This is a genomic window from Chromobacterium sp. Rain0013, from assembly GCF_015291765.1.
Classification (GTDB): domain Bacteria; phylum Pseudomonadota; class Gammaproteobacteria; order Burkholderiales; family Chromobacteriaceae; genus Chromobacterium; species Chromobacterium haemolyticum.
This window is the reverse complement of record NZ_CP031514.1, coordinates 3,040,663-3,059,971: the sequence shown is the minus strand read 5'-3', so window position 1 is coordinate 3,059,971 and position 19,309 is coordinate 3,040,663. Positions and strand designations below refer to the sequence as shown.

14 protein-coding genes are annotated in these 19,309 nt (G+C 60.7%); 3 read left to right on the top strand and 11 right to left on the bottom strand.

What is annotated here, in order from left to right:
* Positions 1–43: 43 nt before the first annotated feature.
* Positions 44–556, top strand: a complete 513-nt coding sequence (locus DXT74_RS14150) for a prolyl-tRNA synthetase associated domain-containing protein (protein ID WP_114153996.1) — start codon at positions 44–46, stop codon at positions 554–556.
* 79 nt (positions 557–635) lie between these two features.
* Complete coding sequence (trpC, locus tag DXT74_RS14145) at positions 636–1,442, top strand: indole-3-glycerol phosphate synthase TrpC (RefSeq protein WP_194426267.1); 807 nt, start codon at positions 636–638, stop codon at positions 1,440–1,442.
* An 8-nt stretch (positions 1,443–1,450) separates the two neighbouring features.
* Here the strand turns inward: trpC and DXT74_RS14140 are convergent, their stop codons facing one another.
* From DXT74_RS14140 to DXT74_RS14130, 3 genes are all read right to left on the bottom strand, one after another.
* Complete coding sequence (locus DXT74_RS14140; protein WP_194426266.1) at positions 1,451–2,365, bottom strand: lipase secretion chaperone; 915 nt, start codon at positions 2,363–2,365, stop codon at positions 1,451–1,453.
* Entirely contained in the window at positions 2,362–3,291 is a 930-nt protein-coding gene (locus DXT74_RS14135) for a triacylglycerol lipase (RefSeq protein WP_194426265.1), read from the bottom strand. Before DXT74_RS14135 ends, DXT74_RS14140 begins: the two co-directional genes overlap by 4 nt.
* A 279-nt stretch (positions 3,292–3,570) precedes the next feature.
* Positions 3,571–5,832 (bottom strand): patatin-like phospholipase family protein, encoded by a 2,262-nt coding sequence (locus DXT74_RS14130; protein WP_043631580.1) that lies wholly within the window; start codon positions 5,830–5,832, stop codon positions 3,571–3,573.
* A 185-nt stretch (positions 5,833–6,017) separates the two neighbouring features.
* Here DXT74_RS14130 and DXT74_RS14125 point away from each other — a divergent pair, with 185 nt between their 5' ends.
* Positions 6,018–7,451: a PilZ domain-containing protein gene (locus tag DXT74_RS14125; protein ID WP_231138183.1), complete on the top strand. Its 1,434-nt coding sequence runs from the start codon at positions 6,018–6,020 to the stop codon at positions 7,449–7,451.
* A gap of 81 nt (positions 7,452–7,532) precedes the next feature.
* Here the strand turns inward: DXT74_RS14125 and DXT74_RS14120 are convergent, their stop codons facing one another.
* From DXT74_RS14120 to DXT74_RS14085, 8 genes are all read right to left on the bottom strand, one after another.
* Entirely contained in the window at positions 7,533–8,735 is a 1,203-nt protein-coding gene (locus tag DXT74_RS14120; protein WP_019102934.1) for an acetyl-CoA C-acyltransferase, read from the bottom strand.
* A 194-nt stretch (positions 8,736–8,929) separates the two neighbouring features.
* On the bottom strand, positions 8,930–11,305 hold the full coding sequence (locus DXT74_RS14115; RefSeq protein WP_043631574.1) for a 3-hydroxyacyl-CoA dehydrogenase/enoyl-CoA hydratase family protein: 2,376 nt from the start codon (positions 11,303–11,305) through the stop codon (positions 8,930–8,932).
* A 475-nt stretch (positions 11,306–11,780) separates the two neighbouring features.
* On the bottom strand, positions 11,781–13,274 hold the full coding sequence (locus DXT74_RS14110; RefSeq protein ID WP_194426264.1) for an OmpP1/FadL family transporter: 1,494 nt from the start codon (positions 13,272–13,274) through the stop codon (positions 11,781–11,783).
* Positions 13,275–13,459: 185 nt separating this feature from the next.
* Positions 13,460–13,837 carry an acyl-CoA thioesterase gene (locus tag DXT74_RS14105; protein ID WP_043631568.1) on the bottom strand — a complete coding sequence of 126 codons (378 nt, stop codon included), beginning with the start codon at positions 13,835–13,837 and terminating at the stop codon, positions 13,460–13,462.
* 126 nt (positions 13,838–13,963) lie between these two features.
* Complete coding sequence (locus tag DXT74_RS14100; RefSeq protein WP_081555107.1) at positions 13,964–16,417, bottom strand: acyl-CoA dehydrogenase; 2,454 nt, start codon at positions 16,415–16,417, stop codon at positions 13,964–13,966.
* 90 nt (positions 16,418–16,507) lie between these two features.
* Positions 16,508–17,155, bottom strand: coding sequence for a TetR/AcrR family transcriptional regulator (locus DXT74_RS14095; RefSeq protein ID WP_019102939.1), 648 nt, complete (start codon positions 17,153–17,155; stop codon positions 16,508–16,510).
* Between the two features lie 203 nt (positions 17,156–17,358).
* Positions 17,359–18,546 carry an O-succinylhomoserine sulfhydrylase gene (locus DXT74_RS14090; protein ID WP_043631554.1) on the bottom strand — a complete coding sequence of 396 codons (1,188 nt, stop codon included), beginning with the start codon at positions 18,544–18,546 and terminating at the stop codon, positions 17,359–17,361.
* Between the two features lie 131 nt (positions 18,547–18,677).
* Positions 18,678–19,289 carry a M15 family metallopeptidase gene (locus DXT74_RS14085; protein WP_194426263.1) on the bottom strand — a complete coding sequence of 204 codons (612 nt, stop codon included), beginning with the start codon at positions 19,287–19,289 and terminating at the stop codon, positions 18,678–18,680.
* Positions 19,290–19,309: the final 20 nt, after the last annotated feature.

Genomic DNA, 19,309 nt, shown 5'->3' with positions numbered 1-19,309 from the left:
CGACCATTGAAGCACGCGCCGCCGTCATGCTAGCCTGCGGAGCATGGAACATGCTCTGTACGATTTTCTCGACCAACACCAGATCCGCCGCCAGCGCTTCGACCACCCCCCGGTCTACACCTGCGAAGAGGCCGCGCGCCTAGCGCCCGGCCTGCCCGGCGCGGAATGCAAAAACCTGTTTCTATGCGACGCCAAGGGCCGCCAACATGTGCTGTTGGCGGTGCCTGCCGACGCTGGGGTCGACATCAAGGCCCTGGGCGAATTGCTGGAACTCAAGGGCCTGCGCTTCGCCTCGCCTGACCGCCTGCAACGTTGCTTGGGCCTGACGCCGGGCTCGGTGACGCTTTTGGCCGCCTTCAATGACCGCGACCGTCAGGTCTCCGTCGTCATCGATCAGGCGCTGAGCCGCCGGGACGCCATCCTTTGCCATCCGCTGGTCAATACCAGCACGCTGGCGCTGCCCATGGACGAACTGATGCGCTTTCTGGACCTGACCGGCCACCCGCCGCGCATCGTCGACGTGCCCCGCAGACAAAACCCAGCAGAGCAGGACTGAACGACACGGCTTGTCAACGCCACGGCTGTTCCTGCATGATGGTCGTTTCTTTCGACTTGCCCGGATTGCAGACTCAAGCATGTCAGACATACTCAACACCATCATTGCCACCAAACGCGAAGAAATCGCCGCAGCCTTGCCGCAGCGGCCTCTGAGCGCGGTGCGCGCCGCCGCGGAAGCGCTCAGCGGCGATCGTCGCGATTTTGTCGCCGCGCTGCGCGCCAAACACGCGCTGGGCCAAGCCGCGGTCATCGCCGAGATCAAGAAAGCCAGCCCGAGCAAAGGCGTGATCCGCGAAGACTTCCGTCCGGCCGACATCGCCGCCAGCTACGCCGAACACGGCGCTGCCTGCCTGTCGGTGCTGACCGACCGCCAGTATTTCCAAGGCGACGCCGCCTATTTGCAGGCAGCCCGCGCCGCCTGCCGCCTGCCGGTGCTGCGCAAGGACTTCATCGTCGACCCCTATCAGGTGTACGAAGCCCGCGCGATGGGCGCCGACTGCATTTTGCTGATTGCCGCCGCGCTGGAGTTGCCGCTGATGCGCGAGTTGGAAGTCCTGGCGATGGAACTGGGCATGGCGGTTCTGGCCGAAGTACACGACGCAGACGAACTGGAACAGGCTCTGCAATTGAGAACAGAACTGATCGGCGTCAACAACCGCAATCTGCGCAGCTTCGAAGTCAGCCTGGCCACCACGCTGAAACTGCTGCCTCAAATTGAGAACGGCCGTATCGCCATCACGGAAAGCGGCATCGCCACCATCGACGACGTGCGGCTGATGCGCAGCCACCAGGTCCACACCTTCCTGGTGGGCGAAGCCTTCATGCGGGAAAAAGAGCCGGGAGAAGGTCTCTCCCGGCTGTTTCAGAACGAAGAAAACCGCTAAGCGGCCGACTATTGCGGCGGGACGATAGCGTCCAGCCGCAATTGCTCCTGCGGATTGAAACGCTGGGCGCGCCAGCCGGCCAAGGCCTGCCGCCTCTGCGCGGCGTCCAAACCGGCAACCGTTTGCAAGCGCTGCGCCTCTAAGCGGTAAGCCTCCACCCTGGTCTTCCACTGCGCTTGCTCGCGATCCAACTGCGACAAACGATCGGCGGCGGCCTGGCCCACCATGCCGGCGCGCAAGGCGTACAGCTCCTGTTCGCCTCCGCCCTTCTTCCGCAAAGCCTCCTCCGCCTCCGCCAAGGTCAAGTGCTTGACCGGTTCCAAGCGCGCCGCGCGCAGATCAGCCGGCAAGCCCGCCTCCAAGGCCTTGAGCCGCGCGGCTTTCTGCTCGGCGCTCAGGCTGACGTCGGCGGCAATGCGCAACCGCTTGACGGTGAAGTCGTCGTAAACGTCTTCCTCTCCAAACAAGCCGGCCACTTCGCTCTCCGACAGGAACTGCAAACGCAGCGCCCTCATCTGCTGCAAACGCTCGGCCACGCCGCCCGCCGCCGCCTTGCCATCGCTCAAAGCACGACGATAGGCGACATAGCGGTCGAACAACTCCAGCGCCTGCTTAAGGGCCGCTCCGTTCAATTGCGACTGCAAGACCTGTTGCACCGCCTTGCGGACCGCGGGCAGATCTCGCTCCCCCAACGCCGCCAATTGGTAATCGAACAAGCGTCTCAGTTCCGCGTCCACCCTCAGCGCCCCGCTCGCCTCCGCGCTCGCCCGGCCGTCGACCTGAGTGCCGCGCAACGACGGCGCCGCCTGCGGCGCGGAGCCTCCGGCCTGGGCCGCCGCCTCATCAGCGCCAGGCCGCCCCAGCCAGACCAGCCCGCCCAACAGCAGCGCGCAAGCCCAGCCCACCCAGGCGCGCCGCATCATAGCCCCGTATTCTTCAAGCGGTTGGCCTGTTGCCGATACAAACTCACCGGACTGACCTCGAACAAGCTGACCAGGCCGAAACTCTGGTTGATCTCATTCATATGGTTCATCCGGTAATTGTCGCGGATCACCTGCCCCAGCCGCGCCGAGCAAGCGCTGACCAGGCCATCGGTGGGCGTGGAACCAAAAGCCAGGCCCAGCACGCCCATCGGCGCCGATAGCGGGTCCAGAATATTGGTGACGGTGGCCGAGCCGGTCCAAGAGTAATAACGGATGCCGTTGACCTGGTAATCCCCCTCGCCGCAAGCGCTGGTCGGGACCCCTTGCGGGAATTTGGCGCTAAAAGCGGCGGAGCCGGCGGTGGTCAAGGAATCCAAGGCGCCCACCGGATATTGCGGCTGGCCTGAAGTACCGGCGAAGAACTGAATTACCGTGCCCAAAGCCTTCGCCACGGCAACCGCCACGGCCTCGGACACCGAGCCCGAAGGCGCCACGCCGCGTACGATGTCGGCCACCACCGACCCCTTGTTGACGCCGCCCACCGATGTAACCGATGCCACCAGGTCCGGCCTCACCCCAGCTACGTAGCGCGCCGTTGGCGCGCCCTGGCTATGCCCGATCAGATTGACCTTGGCGGCGCCGGTGATGGCAATGATTTTTTGCACCTGTTGCAACAACTGCTCTCCGCGAGCCTCGTTGCTGTTCAGCGCGGACACTTCGGCCACGAACACCTGCGCGCCGTCTGAACGCAAGGCCGCCGGCACTTGGTAGAAGTAATCCACTCCCAGTAATTGGCCGAAGCCGAACAAACCATGCACCAGCACGATGGGATAGCGGGTCTGGGTATAGCCGCCGGCGGCGTAAGCCGTGGACAGCGGCAGCCATAGTCCCAGGCACAGCAATGCTCCGTGAAGCAACTTCTTCATGGTGTTTCTCCTCTAGTCGATGAAATGCGGGCTGAGTATTTGCTCTTATTTGCATGCCCAAGATTGTTAATAGGGGAAAGCCGCTGAAAACACCAGAATTATTCAAACGTTTGTATTTTTACGTCACACATCAACAACAGAAAATACAACAACTTAAAAATTCAACCGTCCAAAAGATTAGAAACCAGCTGACTAAACAGACAGCTGCACAATAAAAAACGCTATATGGCCGCAGCCATATAGCGTTTTTGGTTTGCCCGAGCGCTGCCCGGACTTCGCTCAGTAGTCGGAACCCAAGTACAGATAGGCAGTGGGCTTGCCGCCCCTCGCCGTGCCGACGCCAACGAAGAACGGCCCGATAATGGTGTCCGCGGCCAGGAAAACCGAGCCGGCGGGGATCCAGTTAGTATCTTGCGACGTTAAATCTTCAGCCCGCACTCGGCCCCAAATCTTGCCTAGCTCCATCGAGATGCCAGCGTAAACGCCAGATCCAATGGCGGACGGCAGGCTGGACGCTCGCCAATACAGCATGGAGCGGAAAAGGGACGAGCGATCGCCGATCAGTTCGGATTCCTGATAACCGCTCAGGTTCAAAAAGCCGCCCAGCGATCTGGGCAAGGTCTGGGCATCCTCTCTGTCCTTGAGATTCAAAGCCCCCTTGTTCTTGGCGCTCAACCTTATTGTGATGCTGCCCAGCGTCTTGGCGTACTCCAAGGTCGTATTGTAACTGGTCAGATTGACATCGCTGCCCCAGGACGGAATGCTCTTGGTCAACCGGCCACTGAAGAAGTAGCCGGAGCGCGGCCAGCGCGGGTTGTCGAACTGGTCGACTATCAGGCTGGTGCCCACCCCTGTATCCCGAAAGTTTGGCGGCACCAAGCCGGGAAACCACGATACTCGGGAACCGAAGTGATTATCGTCCCGGTACGCGCCAATCCGCCACTCGCCGTACTGCCCCAAAGCCACGCCGCCATCCAGCCGCACGCTGCCCACATCGTTGTTCCACTCTGTATTCAACGAATGGTCAGCGTTATAAATCGGCAGAAAGTCCTGTCGATAGCCCAAGGACACGGCGCCGAATACCGGGCTGCCCTCGTACAGCGGCTGGTACCACTCGGTCTTGAACAGCTTGTTCTGGCCTATGGACGCATCGTTGCGCCAGGCGCCGCCGGCGCTGTTGGCGTTGCGCCATTCATGTGAGGCCAAAAAGTTGAAATTGCTCTCGCCCGGCGTCGCGCTGTTCAGGTTCAAGCCAAAACGCAGGAAGTTAGGGCCAATGCTGCGTTCCAGCGGCGACACCGTCATCACATTGCGGCCGGACACATTGTCCACGCGGTAGGTCAGCCGGTCGTAATCGCCTCCGGCGAACACGCCGCGCAGGCGGGACTGGGCGCTGCTGATCGGCTCCACCACCGAGGAGAAGGCCAGCGATTTGGCCAATTGCTCCGGCTTGGTGAACTGGCCGGGCTTGCCCTCCACCTGGATCTTGTCGATCAAGGGGAAATGCGGCCGCACCAGTCGGCGTTTCCACGCCGCGTATTCCTCTTCGGATACCGAATAGGCCGACAACTGCTTGGCCAGCGCCTTGGCCGCCTCCTCCCCTCGCTGAGTGATGGCCTGGTGTTCGCTGAAGGAGGCCGAGGTATAGCCGCTCAGATCCGGCTTGATCACCAGATCGCGCTTGTCCAGCTTGCGCAGTTGTTCCTTGGCGTTGCGGCTGACCATCAAATTGGAGGTCTGCGCCACCACATCGAACAGGCTATTGATCTCTTTCGCCTTCATCAAGGGCGTGGACACATCGACGACGATCACCCGGTCCGCGCAGCGGCCTTTGACATCCTGAATAGGCAAGTTGCGCGCCAAACCGCCGTCCACCAGCAAGCGGCCATCGTCGTCCTCGATCAGATCGAACAATCCCGGCACCGCCATGCTGGCGCGCAGCGCTCGCGCCAGCGAGCCTTGGGAAAACACCACCGGCTCGCCAGTTGCCAGATCAGTGGCGACAGCCCGGAACGGAATGGGAAGCTGATCGAAACTACCCACCACGCGGTCACGTGTCAGCTTATGGATGTACAGCTCGATTTCCTGCGAGTTGATCGCACTGCGCGGTACTTTCAGCCCGTCTTTTTTCAGGCCGAAGGTAATGTCCAGATAGTTCTTGTAATCATCACGCTTGCGGTCGTACGGCACGTCCGCCCGCGTCGGCTTGCCGGACAACAAGGTATCCCAATCAGCGGCGTCGAATTCGTGCTCCATCTGCGCCAAAGGCAGTCCATTTGCATAAATACCACCAATCAGGGCCCCCGCGCTGGTTCCCGCGATACAGGCGATGGGAACCCGCAAACGCTCCAGCTCCTTCAGCACCCCCAGGTGGGCAAAACCCCGCGCACCGCCGCCGCCCAGCACCAAACCCACACCCTGCGGCGGATAAACGCCAAGCTCTTCTGTTCCGTCCGCCCTGGCCGTTTGCGACAAAACCCCGAGCAACAGCAGCGAGGCCAGCCACTGTCGCTGATTCCAGCGATTGTTATTTGTAAGCATATGGGTAAATAATGAGAATTACCGTTTCACCCGCGCCTGCGCGTGGCGTAAGATATAGCAATATGCCAATGAAAACATAATTTCCTATAAAGCCGGGCTAAATGTTTGACTTCAAATCACTTGTCAGTTCCCTACTGAACAAAAACACGACTGCCTCCGAAGTGGCGCAGTCCGCAACCCTATTAGTGCGCGACTTGCCCGAAGCCGAATATTTCGGCGCCTTGGTGGAAATCATCAAAGCCGTCGCCAAAATCAATACCGACACCGAGATCTCGCTGAAAGAGCGGGTCAAAACCCTGGTCTACGTCGACGACAAGGCCAACAATATCCACCGCCAGCTGTGCCAGGACTACTTGCAGTCCAAAGGCGGCAGCAAAGGCTATCTTCCCACCATCCTGGCCTACTGGCACGAACTGTCCTCCGCCTACCAGATTTGCTTGCGGCTGTACAAAAGCCACCCCAACGCGGTGCCGGAAGACGAAATCCGCATCGTCACCATCCGCGGCCTGCATCATCAGATGCGGCTGATCGCCTGGAATTCGCTCCGTTACCTGAAGCCGGAAGGCGCGGCGTGGCAAAACGGTTTCCGCTTTTTCAGCCAAGCCGAGGAAAGCGGCTTTTCCCGACAGCCTATCAAGCTTTACCTGAACAGCCCGGATGAGTTCAGCTGTGAACAGTTGCTGATTCAGGCCGGAATGCTGTTCCTGGCGCAGACCGACAATATGCTGCACAAGGAAATCGTCGCGGTCGACCAATTGCTGATGATGCTGAGCCAGGGCATTCCGCTGGACAAGCAACCTCCGGTGGAAGAACCTATTTTCGTGTACAACCTGTCGATGCCCGAGCCGCCGCAAGCCATGCTGCGCGGCATGGCCGGCAAATGGCACCGCTATTGGTCCGCCTACGAAATCACCAGCCGGCTGGCGGATCTGATGTTTGATCTGGACAGGCGGATCCCTCCCGCCCTAGAGGCCATGAACGGCGACCTGGAACGCGAGGAATGGGCCATTCTATGCGAAAAACTGGCCATCCGCTGGTCTACCGACGGCGGCAAGTCGCTGCGCAAGTCGGAGCGCTCCCTGCATGCGTCCAACGCCCATGTCAGCATCGGCTTTGAACGCGTCGCCTATCAAGTCAAGGTTCAGGACATGCCGACGCAGGACCCCGAGCGCGCCAGCGATTGGCGCATCAACGACATCAGCTCCACTGGCATGGGCCTCACCTTCATCGGCAAGGCGGTGGAGCAGTTGGCCATCGGCCGCGTCATCCTGGTTAAGGCGGACAACCATCCTCAATTGCTGGGCGTGATCCGCCGCATTCTACGCCAGAGCAACGGCACCAAGGTTGGCATAGAAATCCTCGGGCAAAACCCTGTTGGCGTATCGCTGCTGGACCCTGAGCATGCGGACTCGCCGCCTTCCACCGCCATCTACATTACCCAGCCCAATTCCCGCAAAGGCCAGCGTTACTTTCTGATGCCCAAAGCGCTGACGCAGCCGGACAAGCAACTGGTGCTGGCTGCGCAGGGCAAGTCCTATCAAATTCGCCTCAAAACGCCCCAGCACGAATACGAGGACTGCAGCCACAGCGACTTCGACACCCTGTCCAAAGTGGATTAAGCCTTGTCCGCCACGGGGTGGCGCGCAATAAAAAACCGGCTTGCGATTGCAAGCCGGTTTTTTTAAGCGGGCAAATCCAGCTTACAACACTTCGATGATGCCGGCGGCGCCCATGCCGGTGCCGATGCACATGGTCACCATGCCATAGCCCTTTTGCCCGGCGTCACGCATGCCATGCACCAAGGTGGCGGTGCGGATGGCGCCGGTAGCGCCCAGGGGATGGCCCAGGGCGATGGCGCCGCCATGCGGGTTCACCTTGGAAGTATCCAGCTCCAGATCGCGGATCACCGCCAAAGCCTGAGCCGCAAACGCCTCGTTCAGCTCGATCCACTTCAGATCGTCCTGCTTCAGGCCGGCCTGGTTCAAGGCGGCGGGAATCGCCTCTTTCGGACCAATGCCCATGATTTCCGGCGGCACGCCCTTGACCGCGAAGGTGACGTAGCGACCCAGCGGCGTCAGCTTGAACTCCTTGAGCACGCGCTCGGACACCAGAATCACGGCGCCGGCGCCGTCGGACATCTGCGAAGAGTTGCCGGCAGTGACCGAGCCCTTGGCGTCGAACACCGTTTTCAGCTTGGCGAGGCCCTCCAGCGTGGTCTCGCGACGCGGACCTTCGTCGGTGTCCAGGACTCGGGTTTTAACCGCCACTTCGCCGGTTTCCAGGTTGGGCGTGCGATACGTCGCCTCCAGCGGCGTGATCTCGCTCTTGAACTTGCCGCCGTCAATCGCGGCCAGAGCGCGGCGATGCGATTCCACAGCGAACGCATCCTGATCTTCACGCGACACGCCCCACTGCTGCGCCACTTTCTCGGCGGTCAGACCCATGCCGTAAGCAATGCCGTAGTTTTCGTCCTTGGCGAAGATTTCCGGGTTCAACGACACCTTGTTGCCCATCATCGGCACCAGAGACATCGACTCGGCTCCCGCGGCGATCACCACGTCGGCCTCGCCCAGGCGGATGCGATCGGCGGCCATCTGCACCGCGTTGATGCCGGACGAGCAGTAACGGTTGATCGTAATGCCGCCCACGGTATTGGGCAGACCGGCCAACAGCACGCCGATACGCGCCATGTTAAGGCCCTGCTCCGCTTCCGGGAAGGCGCAACCCACCACGCAGTCGGAAATCAGTTTCGGGTCCAGATTCGGCACTTGGGCCAGCGCGCCGGTAATCACGTGCGCCAGCATATCGTCCGGGCGCACATGACGCATCATGCCGCGCGGCGCCTTGCCCACCGGGGTGCGGGTGGCGGCGACGATGTAAGCTTCTTGTACTTGTTTGCTCATTTTCGATTCTCCTGTCGGCCGCCTGATCGGCTTTGCGGCGATCAAGCGGCCTTTCATCTGGCTATTGGCCGCGCTTGCGGGAGGATTCGTCGCGAGCGGGCCGAGATCGAAGCGAGAAGCGCAGCCGTACATGGGGTACGGCGAGCATCACAGCATTCGATATCGGCTCGCGCAGCAGAATCGTCCCCAAGCACTTAGTTGCGCAGCGGCTTGCCGGTAGTCAACATATTCGCAATGCGGTCCTGAGTCTTGGAGTTTTTCAGCAAGGTCATGAAGGCCTTGCGCTCCAGGTCCAGAATCCACTGCTCGTTGACCAGGGTGCCCGCCTCGACGTCGCCGCCGGTCATCACGTCGGCAATCAGCCCGGCGATGAAGAAGTCGTGCTTGGAAATAAAGTTGCCTTCCAGCATGTTCACCAACTGGCCCTTGACCGACGCAGCGCCGCTGCGGCCCGCTACCGGGAAGCCCTTGACCTTGAGCGGCGGACGATAGCCGGCTTCGGCCAGCGCGATCGCCTGCTGCTTCGCCACGTGCAACAGCTCGTAGGCGTTGAACACGACCGGGTCGCCATTGCGGAAGAAGCCGATTTCCTGCGCTTCGAAGCCGCTGGTGGCCACTTTGGCGGTGGCGATGGCCATGAAGTAATCCTTCAATGCGGCCAACACGTCGCCGCGCGCTTCTTGCGCGGCGCGCAGAGCGAACTCCTTGCAGCCGCCGCCGCCCGGCAGCAGACCGACGCCCACCTCAACCAGACCAACGTAGGACTCCAGCGCCGCCACGGTCTTGTCGCAGTGCATCGCGAATTCGCAACCGCCGCCAAACACATAGCCCTGGGTAGCGGCCACCGTCGGCACCTGGCAGTAACGCAGGCGCATCGAGGTTTCCTGGAATCGGCGCACCGTCGCGTCAATCGCGTCCCAATCGCCCATCATGAAGGCCGGCATCATCGACTGCAAATCGGCGCCGACGGAGAACGGCTCCTCGGTCTGCCAGATCACCAAGCCTTTGAAACGGTCTTCGGCGATATCGATAGCTTTGTTCAAGCCCTCGATCACAGCCGGGCCGATGGCATGGGCCTTCGATTTGAACGACACCACCAGAACCTCGTCGCCGGTGGTGAAGGCGCGCACGCCCTCGTTCTCGAACACGGTTTCACCCAGCGGAGCGGACGCTTCGCCCAGCACTTTGGCAGGCGCCAGCTGACGCTGGTACACATCCAGCGTGGAACGGCCCACCAACTTGTTGCCGGCGGGGTCGAAAGAACCTTCGGCGAAATGCACGCCGGCGCGGTCGCCCTGCAATACCCAGGCCGGCAGCGCGGCGGCGCTCAGCGCCTTGCCGGCTTTCACGTCCTCGTCCAGCCACTTGGCCACTTGTTGCCAGCCGGCGGCTTGCCAGGTCTCGAACGGACCCACGCTCCAGCCGAAGCCCCAGCGGATGGCAAAGTCGACGTCGCGCGCGCAATTGGCGATATCGGCCAGATGGTGGGAAATGTAATGGAACACATCGCGGAAACATGCCCACAGGAATTGCGCCTGCGGATGGCTGCTTTCGCGCAGTTTCTGGAATTTTTCCGCCGGGTTGGCGATCTTCAAAATGTCCTTGACCGCGTCGTCGCCCTTCTCGCCGGCACCAACGTATTCGCCCTTGGCCGGATCCAGCACCAGCATGCGCTTGCCGTCTTTTTTGTAGATGCCGGCCTTGGTCTTGGCGCCCAGCGCGCCGGCCGCGATCAGCTTCTGCATCCACTCCGGAGTCTGGAACAGACCGTGCCACGGATCTTGCGGCAGAGTGTCCTGCATGGTCTTGACCACGTGGGCGAAGGTATCCAGGCCCACCACGTCGGCGGTGCGGAAGGTGGCCGATTTGGGGCGACCCAGGCGCGGACCGGTCAGATCGTCCACCACGTCGAAGCGAATGCCGAACTTGGCGGCGTTGGCGATGGTGGCCAGCATCGAGAAGACGCCGATGCGGTTGGCGACGAAGTTGGGGGTATCCTTGGCGCGAACCACGCCCTTGCCCAGGCTGGACACAAGGAAGCGCTCCAGATTATCCAGAATGTGCGCGTCCGAAGTCAGGCAGGGAATGATTTCCACCAGATGCATATAGCGCGGCGGATTGAAGAAGTGCACGCCGCAGAAACGCGGGCGCACATTGTCCGGGCAGCTTTGCGCCAGCGTGTTGATCGACAAGCCGGAAGTATTGGTGGCGAAAATGGTGTGCTCGCCCAGATGCGGCGCCACTTTGTGGTACAGGTCCGCCTTCCAGTCCATGCGTTCGGCGATGGCTTCGATCACCAGGTCGCAATCCTTCAAGAGGTGCAGGTGGTCGTCGTAGTTGGCCGGCTGAATGTGGTTGACGGCATCCTTATTGGCCAAGGGGGCCGGCTTCTGCTTTTTCAAGCCTTCCAGCGCCTTGAGCACGATGCCGTTCTTGTCGCCTTCCTTGGCGGGCAAGTCAAACAGGATGGTCGGTACTTTGGCATTCACCAGATGGGCGGCGATTTGAGCCCCCATCACGCCAGCGCCTAGCACGGCTACCTTGCGTACGTTGAACTTGGTTTGAGACATGGTTTCCTCGTTTTGTTGAAACACAACATGAGACAGGCCCCTCTCGCCTGCTCAGCCTGCTTCAAGGACGGGCGTTGTTCGTCCTTGCGCTGAGTCGGCGGCGCGCCGCCGCTGCAGCCGGCACATCTGACCGGCCGGGAAGTGATTATGATAAAGCCCGGCCCGCCCGGAACCCTGGCGGCGAAGGCATCGCCTCATCGCCGATGGATATCCGTCAATCTACTGAAAAACCGCGCTGGCAGCCACTATGGCGGCGACTCAAGCGCAGCTGGAAAAAGCCTGTATTGAAAAATATCAAACACTCGCTTTTCTCACAAATAAGTCTAACCCAATTTGGGCAAAAAAACAGGGGGTAAATGGAAAAATAGAGGGAGAAAACAGGAGGAAAACTCGACGCGCCGCAAACGTAAAAACCGGGCGAGCGCCACCGCGCCCGCCCGACCTGAAATCCGCGCGCCCTGCGGCGCCGATTCAATTAAAACCGATAGTTATATTGCAGACCGACCAACTGCAGATAGGTCTTGTAGCTGCCTTTCACCGTGCCGCCGTTGCCGGTGCAAGCCGCGCCGGTTGTCGGGCTCTTGCCAGTCGGACTGCAGCCGTCTGTATAGTTCACATTGGCGTTGGTGAAGTTGATGAAGCTATAGGCGAAGTCGACCGAGCTTTGCTTATTGATCTTGTAGTTGGCGCCCAGCGACAGCCACAAGCGGTCACTATCCGGCAGCGCCGGGTGACGATCGTTGTCGGACTGCAACGGCGACTGCTCCCAAGCCACGCCTCCGCGGAACAGCCAAGCATCGCTGTACTGGTAGTTGGCGCCCAAGGACACGCGCCAGGTATCGCGCCAGTTCTGATGAATCACCATATCGCCCTGCGCCACACCGCCCACCGTGGACTGCTGGATGTCAATATTCTTCATCTGCGAGTTGGCCACCCAGGTCACATCGCCCATCACCGCCCATTTCGGATTCAACTGATGGAAGAAGTTGGCGGATGCGGTTTCCGGAGTGGTGACATCCACCTTGGCGGAAGCATTGGGGTGGGCTAGCTTAGCGGCCACAGCAGCCGGCAGAGTCACCCCGCCCACCGTCACATTTCCTTTAACATTATTAAAGGTCCAAGTAGATGACCCCGCTAGCGATTGCTTGATGCTCGAGCGATAAGCCAAACCAAATCGGGTATTTTCATTCAACTGAAACATATAGCCGATGTTCCAACCAAATCCCCAATCATTGCCTTCCACATCGGCCAGACCATCCCCCCCAATTCCTCCTGCGCGCATAATCGCAGATATCTGCGCAGGATTCGTCACCGTCACCGTAGCTCCACCAGGCCCAAAAGGACCAGTAATTCCACCTGCTGCGGCTGCCTTTAAGGCCAAACCAGAAGTCGCATCCGCCATTTGCTGCAGCTTGGCATCCATATACTGTGCGGAGATGCCAAAACCGAAGGAATGGCGATCATCCAGCTTGAAGGACATCGACGGGTTGATGTTGAACGACTGCAGATTCACGCTTTTCAGCGCGTAACGGCCCGCCCAGTCGAAACCATAGTCCAGCTTGGCGCCATAGGGCACAAACACACCCAAACCCAGATTGATCTTGTCGTTCAGTTTGTGCGACAGGTAGAAGTTGGGCGCCGCCACGGCCTTGGGCGCAAAGGAACCGCCATTTCCGCCGCCGGTCGGCTTCCCAAGAATATTGGTAGAGCCGTTATCGGTGTACTCGGAATGCGGCACCACCAGAGTGGCGCCACCGGAAATCTGGGTGCCCTCCAACCGCGACAAACCGGCCGGGTTGGCGAAAATGGTGGAAGGATCGTTGGCCTCGGCGCCGTTGGCATGCGCCGTGCCCTGGCCGGACACGCTCTGCGAACCAAACTGATAACCCGAGGCCACGGCCTGGGTGGACATTAGACCGAATGTTGCGCCCATGACCATCACGGACAGGCTGAGGTGCTTGAGTTTCATGTTCTCCCTCTCTCTTTGGCGTTGCTATAGTGTTCTTAGGTGTTAGATGACCAATAAAAAGCAGTGGTCATATTTGATGCTACCAGAGAATTAGAGCAATTCCACAAGGTTTTGGAGTGTTTGTTCCAAACAAGCGTTTAATGAGACATTTCTGCAACAAGCACATTAAAAAGCGTCGAACAACGCTAAATTTCACCCAAAATACGCGATTTACCATCATTATCAATCGCCACATATGTGGCAACCACTTCGGTAATCGCCTCATGCGAGCCGTCTATGCGCTCCGCCTCGACGGTGATTTTCAAGGTGATGGATTTCTGGCCGATTCGCAGCCGCTCGACATAAAGGTCCACCACGTCGCCCAGCAGAATGGGAGCGGCGAACTGAAAGGTATTGACCGCCACCGTGGTCACCGGGCCGCGCGACAAGCGCTCGGCGTCCAGACTGCCGGCCATGTCGATCTGATTCATCAGCCAACCGGCCTGGACTCGGCCGTAAGCATTGGTGCTGGTTGGCAGCGCGCGCACGCGCAGCGTGGGAATCCGGACTTCAGGGCGGTCCATGCTCACTCCTTTGTTATTGCTCGTCGCTCGGCTTTGGCGACTTTCGTCATTTCACGCCAGCGGCCGTCATCGCAGCCGCTGGCGTGAAATGCCGGGACGAATCCCGGCAAATCTTACCCCTTACGCTCAGAAGATCAAGCGCTGCAACAGCTTGTCATCATGTTGCTCCAGCATCTTGTCGAAGTCGTCCACCATGATCACGTCGCGCTTGAGCTTGCGCGCGCGGCTGACGGCGTCGAACTCGGCCTGATTGAGCAAACCGGCCGCCAAGGCTTCCGCCAGGCGCTCGCGCGCGGTGACGGAAACAAACTTGCCGTCGCGCGCCAGTTTGCGCAGCTTTTGCTCCAGCGGCTCGGTGGCCAGCACGGCCTCCAGCGCGTGAGCCAGCACGCCCACGGCATCGCCCTCTTCTTTTGGCAGATACATGCCGCGCGTCAGCCGTTCACGCGTCGCGCCGGGCTCCATCATCGCGCGTGCCACCTGGGTGCCGACGCGGTCGGACGCCGGCTTGAGCGTCAGGCCCCACGGGAAGATCAGCTTGCGCAACACCACGGCCAGCATGCGGCTGGGCAAGTTGGCGAGGAAGCCGTCCATCGCCTGCTGCACATCGTACAAAGCGTTTTCCACCGACCACTGCAAGACCGCCAGGTCTTCCTTGGGCGCGCCGTCGCGCTCGAAGCGCTTCAAGCAGGCGGAGGCGATGTAAAGGCCGGAGAGCATGTCGCCCAGACGCGCGGACAACTTCTCGCGGAATTTCAGGCTGCCGCCCAGGCTGAACATCGCCATATCGGACAGCAAGGCGAAAGCGCTGGAGAAACGAGTCAACCGACGATAGTAAACCCCCACTTCGCCGCCGCGCGGGGCGCCGACGAAACGCGACCCGCTCAAGCCCAGCCACAAGGAACGAACCACATTGCTGATCACAAAGTTGATGTGACCAGTGATGGCGGCATCGAATTCCTTGCCATCGTTGGCCATGGCCGCCTTCATCTCGCGCAACACGAAGGGATGGCAGCGGATGGCGCCCTGACCGTAGATGATCATCGAGCGCGTCAGGATGTTGGCGCCTTCCACTGTGATGCCGATCGGAATCGCCTGATAAGCTCGCGCCAGGTAGTTGCGCGGCCCCAGCACCACCGCCTTGCCGCCATGAATGTCCATCGCGTCGTTGATGGCTTTGCGCATGCGCTCGGTGTTGTGGTACTTGAGGATGGCCGACAACACCGACGGTTTCTCGCCGGCATCGAGGCCGGTCAGCGCCAAGTCCTGCGAGGCCTCCATCTGATAGGTGTAGCCGCCGATGCGCGCCATCGCCTCGTCCACGCCCTCGAACTTGCCGATGGGCAGGCCGAACTGATCGCGGATGCGCGCGTAGGCGCCCGTGACGAAGGTGCTCATCTTGCCGGAAGCCACCGACATCGCCGGCAGGGAGATGCAACGACCCACCGACAAGCATTCAACCAGCATGCGCCAACCCTGACCGGCGAACTCGCGGCCGCCGATGATCCAGTCCAGCGGAATGAACACGTCCTTGCCCCAGGTCGGACCATTCATGAAGGCCGCGCCGCCGGGGAAATGGCGCCGGCCGATGGCCACGCCTTCGTGCTCGGTGGGGACCAGCGCGCAAGTGATGCCCAGGTCTTCCTTATCGCCCAGCAGATGCTCCGGGTCGTACATCTTGAACGCCAGGCCCAGGATGGTGGCTACCGGAGCCAGAGTGATCCAGCGCTTTTCCCAGCTGACGCGCAGGCCGAGTACATCGTCGAAACGCTCGCCGGTGCGCGGATGGGTGTAGCTGCCGCGGCAGACGATGCCGTAGTCGGGGATGCTGCCGGCGTCCGAACCCGCATAAGGGCTGGTCAGCGCGAAGCACGGGATTTCCAGGCCCTTGGCCAGACGGGGCAGGTAATAGTCCTTCTGCTCCTCCGTGCCGTAGTGTTGCAGCAGCTCGCCCGGCCCCAGAGAGTTGGGCACCATCACCGACACCGCGGCGGTGCCGCCGCGGGTGGCGATCTTGGTGACCACCTTGGCGTGGGCGTAATTGGAGAACTCCAGACCGCCGTACTGCTTCTTGACGATCATGCCCAGGAAGCCGTTGTCCTTGATGAACTGCCACACTTCCGGGGGCAGATCCTTCAGTTCGTGGGTAATCTTCCAGTCGTCGATCATCGCGCACAGCTGTTCGGTAGGGCCGTCGATGAAGGCCTGCTCTTCCGGCGTCAGCTTGGGATCGGGGAAGGACAGCAGACGATTCCAGTCCGGCTTGCCGGAGAACAGGTCGCGATCCCACCATACCGTGCCGGCATTGATGGCTTCCTGCTCGGTCTGGGACATCGCCGGCGTGATTTTCTTGAACACGCCGAACACCGGGCCGGTGAACACGGCGCGGCGCAGCGGCGGAAGATTGAGAACGGCGGCGACCACCGCGAAAACAGCCCAGGCCGCCAGCGGCAGCGGGCAGTGGAAGATAAACTGGAGCGCGGCGAGCCAGGCGGCCAGCCCCACGGTCCAGGCCAGAACAGGCGCGCGGAAATACGCCAGCGCGCCCAGCAGCACGACCAGAACAACGGCAGATATCATTTTGTTTTACCCTCGTGTTGACCCTTCCATTCCGGCGGCAACAGCAAGGGACGCGGCCGCGATCGGCACGTCCTGCCCTGCGCTCCGGAATCAGCCTTCCATGGGCGCGACCAGGCCAGCCATGACAAAGGGCACGAGGTATTTGACGATCATGTCCGGATCCCGCGCGCTGACGATCTGACTTCGAGTAAAGATCTTCAACACATCGTTGCCTGCAAAGGCATTGAACATGACGCTGAACGCAAGATGCATTCTCCAGGCCAACTGCTCCGTGTCCAGCAAGGGCAAGGCGCGCTGAAACGCGCGACTGTAACGCTGGACGAACACGCTGTACTGCTGGGAGATGGTTTCACGCAACAGACGATGGTTTTCCACCAAGGTGCGCGACAACAAGCGTACGAACATCGCCCCGCCGCGCGACGGATCCTTGGACAGCGATAGACAAGGGCGTATGAACGACAGCACCAAGCCTTCCACCGACAGTTTCTCCTCCGAGGCCTCCGCCTCCAGCTTATCCAGTTCCGCCAGGCAGTCCGCTATCAACGGGGCCAGCCTGCGCATGAACACGGACTCGAACAACGCATCCTTGGAGCCGAAGTGGTAATTCACCGCGGCCAGGTTTACCTCGGCTTGCTGGGTAATCATGCGCAGCGAGGTCGCTTCGAAACCGTGCTCCACAAACAAGCGTTCTGCAACGTCCAGAATGCGGGTGGCGGTATCGGGGCGGCTTGCTTCCATGTTTTCCAGTGCCTTTTTTGTATTTGCTGGTTTTATGGTCTTGCTCATTTCAGCTTTCGAACAAGCGTTTCAAACTTACGTTTTAATTTGATGAATGTCAAGACATGTCTCGACAGCGCTCGGGCCAAACTCAACAGGGCGGCAACAAAAGCGGCAGTCCGTATTTTAGACTGCCGTTTGAATGAAACACATGTTGAAAGCGTTTAGTCAAGGCCGCGTGCCAAATCCCGCTTCAGGTCTTCGACATGCTCCAGGCCCACGGCTACCCGCAACAGGCCTTCCACGATCCCGGCCTTGGCTCTGGCCTCCGGCGTGATGCGGGCATGCGTCGTGGACGCCGGATGGGTGATGGTGGATTTGACGTCGCCCAGATTGGCGGTACGGGAAATCAACTGCACCCGGTCAACCACTCGCCAAGCCTCCTCCCTGCCGCCCTTGACCACGAAGGACACCACCGCGCCGCCGCCACTTTGCTGGCGAAGCGCCAGCTCGTGTTGCGGATGACTGGCCAGCCCCGGATAGAACACCCGCTCCACCGCCGGCTGGGCTTCCAGCCAGCGCGCCAACTCCAGCGCGCTGGCGCTGTGCTTTTCCATCCGCAAATGCAGGGTTTCCATGCCGGAGAGCAGCGTCCAGGCATTAAACGGGGCCAGCGTGGGGCCGGCGGTACGCACATGCAGATAAATCTGTTCGATCAACGCATCGCTACCCACTACCGCACCGCCCATCACCCGGCCATGCCCGTCGAGATATTTGGTGGCGGAATGCATCACCAGATCCGCCCCCAGTTTCAACGGCTGCTGCAAGGCCGGGGAACAGAAGCTGTTGTCCACCACCAGCAAGGCGTCGCGCTGATGCGCAATCTGGGCGATGGCGGCGATGTCGGCGATTTCCGTCAAAGGATTGGACGGCGTTTCCAGAAACAACAAACGGGTATTGGGCCGCGCTGCGTCGCGCCAGGCTTGCAGGTTTGTGGCGTCGACAAAGGTGGTTTCCACGCCAAACTTGGCCAGCAGACCGGCGAACAGATTGGTGGTGGAGCCAAACAGGCTTTGCGAAGACAAGATGTGGTCGCCGGCCTTGAGCAGGCTCATCATGATGGCCTGGATAGCCGCCATGCCAGTGGCGGTGGCGATGGCGCGCTCGCCCCCCTCCATCAGCGCCAAGCGCTGCTGAAAGGCGGCGACAGTGGGATTGGTGAAGCGGGAGTAGGTATAGCCGTCCAGCTCGCCCAGAAACATGGCCGCGGCCTGTTCCGCCGAATCGTAGGTGAAGCTGGAAGTCAGATGCAGGCTTTGGCTATGTTCGCGATATTCGCTGATTTCGCGACCGCCGCGGATTGCCAGTGTTTCCGGGTGCCAACAGGCTTGTTCGGTATTGTCGGATGCCATTGAAGAGTCTCTACGGGTGCTTCAAAGATAAAGCCAGCGCCCATATTGCCTGAAAACCCGCCGTTTGCTAAATGCCTGCCGGGCATAAAGCCGCCGGCCCGGCGGCATTAGGCAGGCCAGCATCCACTTAATTATTCGATCAACAGCATATGAGCGCGTACCCAATCCCGATCCGCCGCCTCGAAGTGCCACCACTCGGTGGCGATGCCGCTGAAGCCGGCTTGGCTCATGCAATGGCGCAACAGCAAGCGATTGGCCAATTGCGCCTCGCTCAGCCTCCCCGTCCGCCGCAACTCCGACTCGCGCTGCGGCTGCGCCAGCTCGGTGAAGTCGTCAAAGCCGGTGCCCATGTTCAGTTCGCGCCCGCCGTCATCCTCCACGCTTAGGTCCACAGCCATGCCGAAGCTGTGAATCGAGCCGCGCGCGGGGTCGGCGACGTAGATGCGTTGCGGCGTGTCCTTGACGATGTCCCACAACACTCGCTGCACCCTCCCCGGCCTCAGCGCGTCGAAAACCCGCAAATGGAAACCCGGCCGTTGCCTGCGCAACTCGCGCGCGGCCATGGCCAGGCGCTCGGCGGCGCGGCGATGCAACAGCGCCGGCGCCGCGTCGCCGTAAAGATTCCGTCCCACAAAATTATTGGCGCAGGCATAGCGCAGGTCCAGTCTTACCCCGTCGATATCCGCAATCGACAGGTACTCCGGATGCGCCGCCAACTCCTCCATGGCGATGACCGCTTTCATTCTCTTCCCACTCCCCTTCA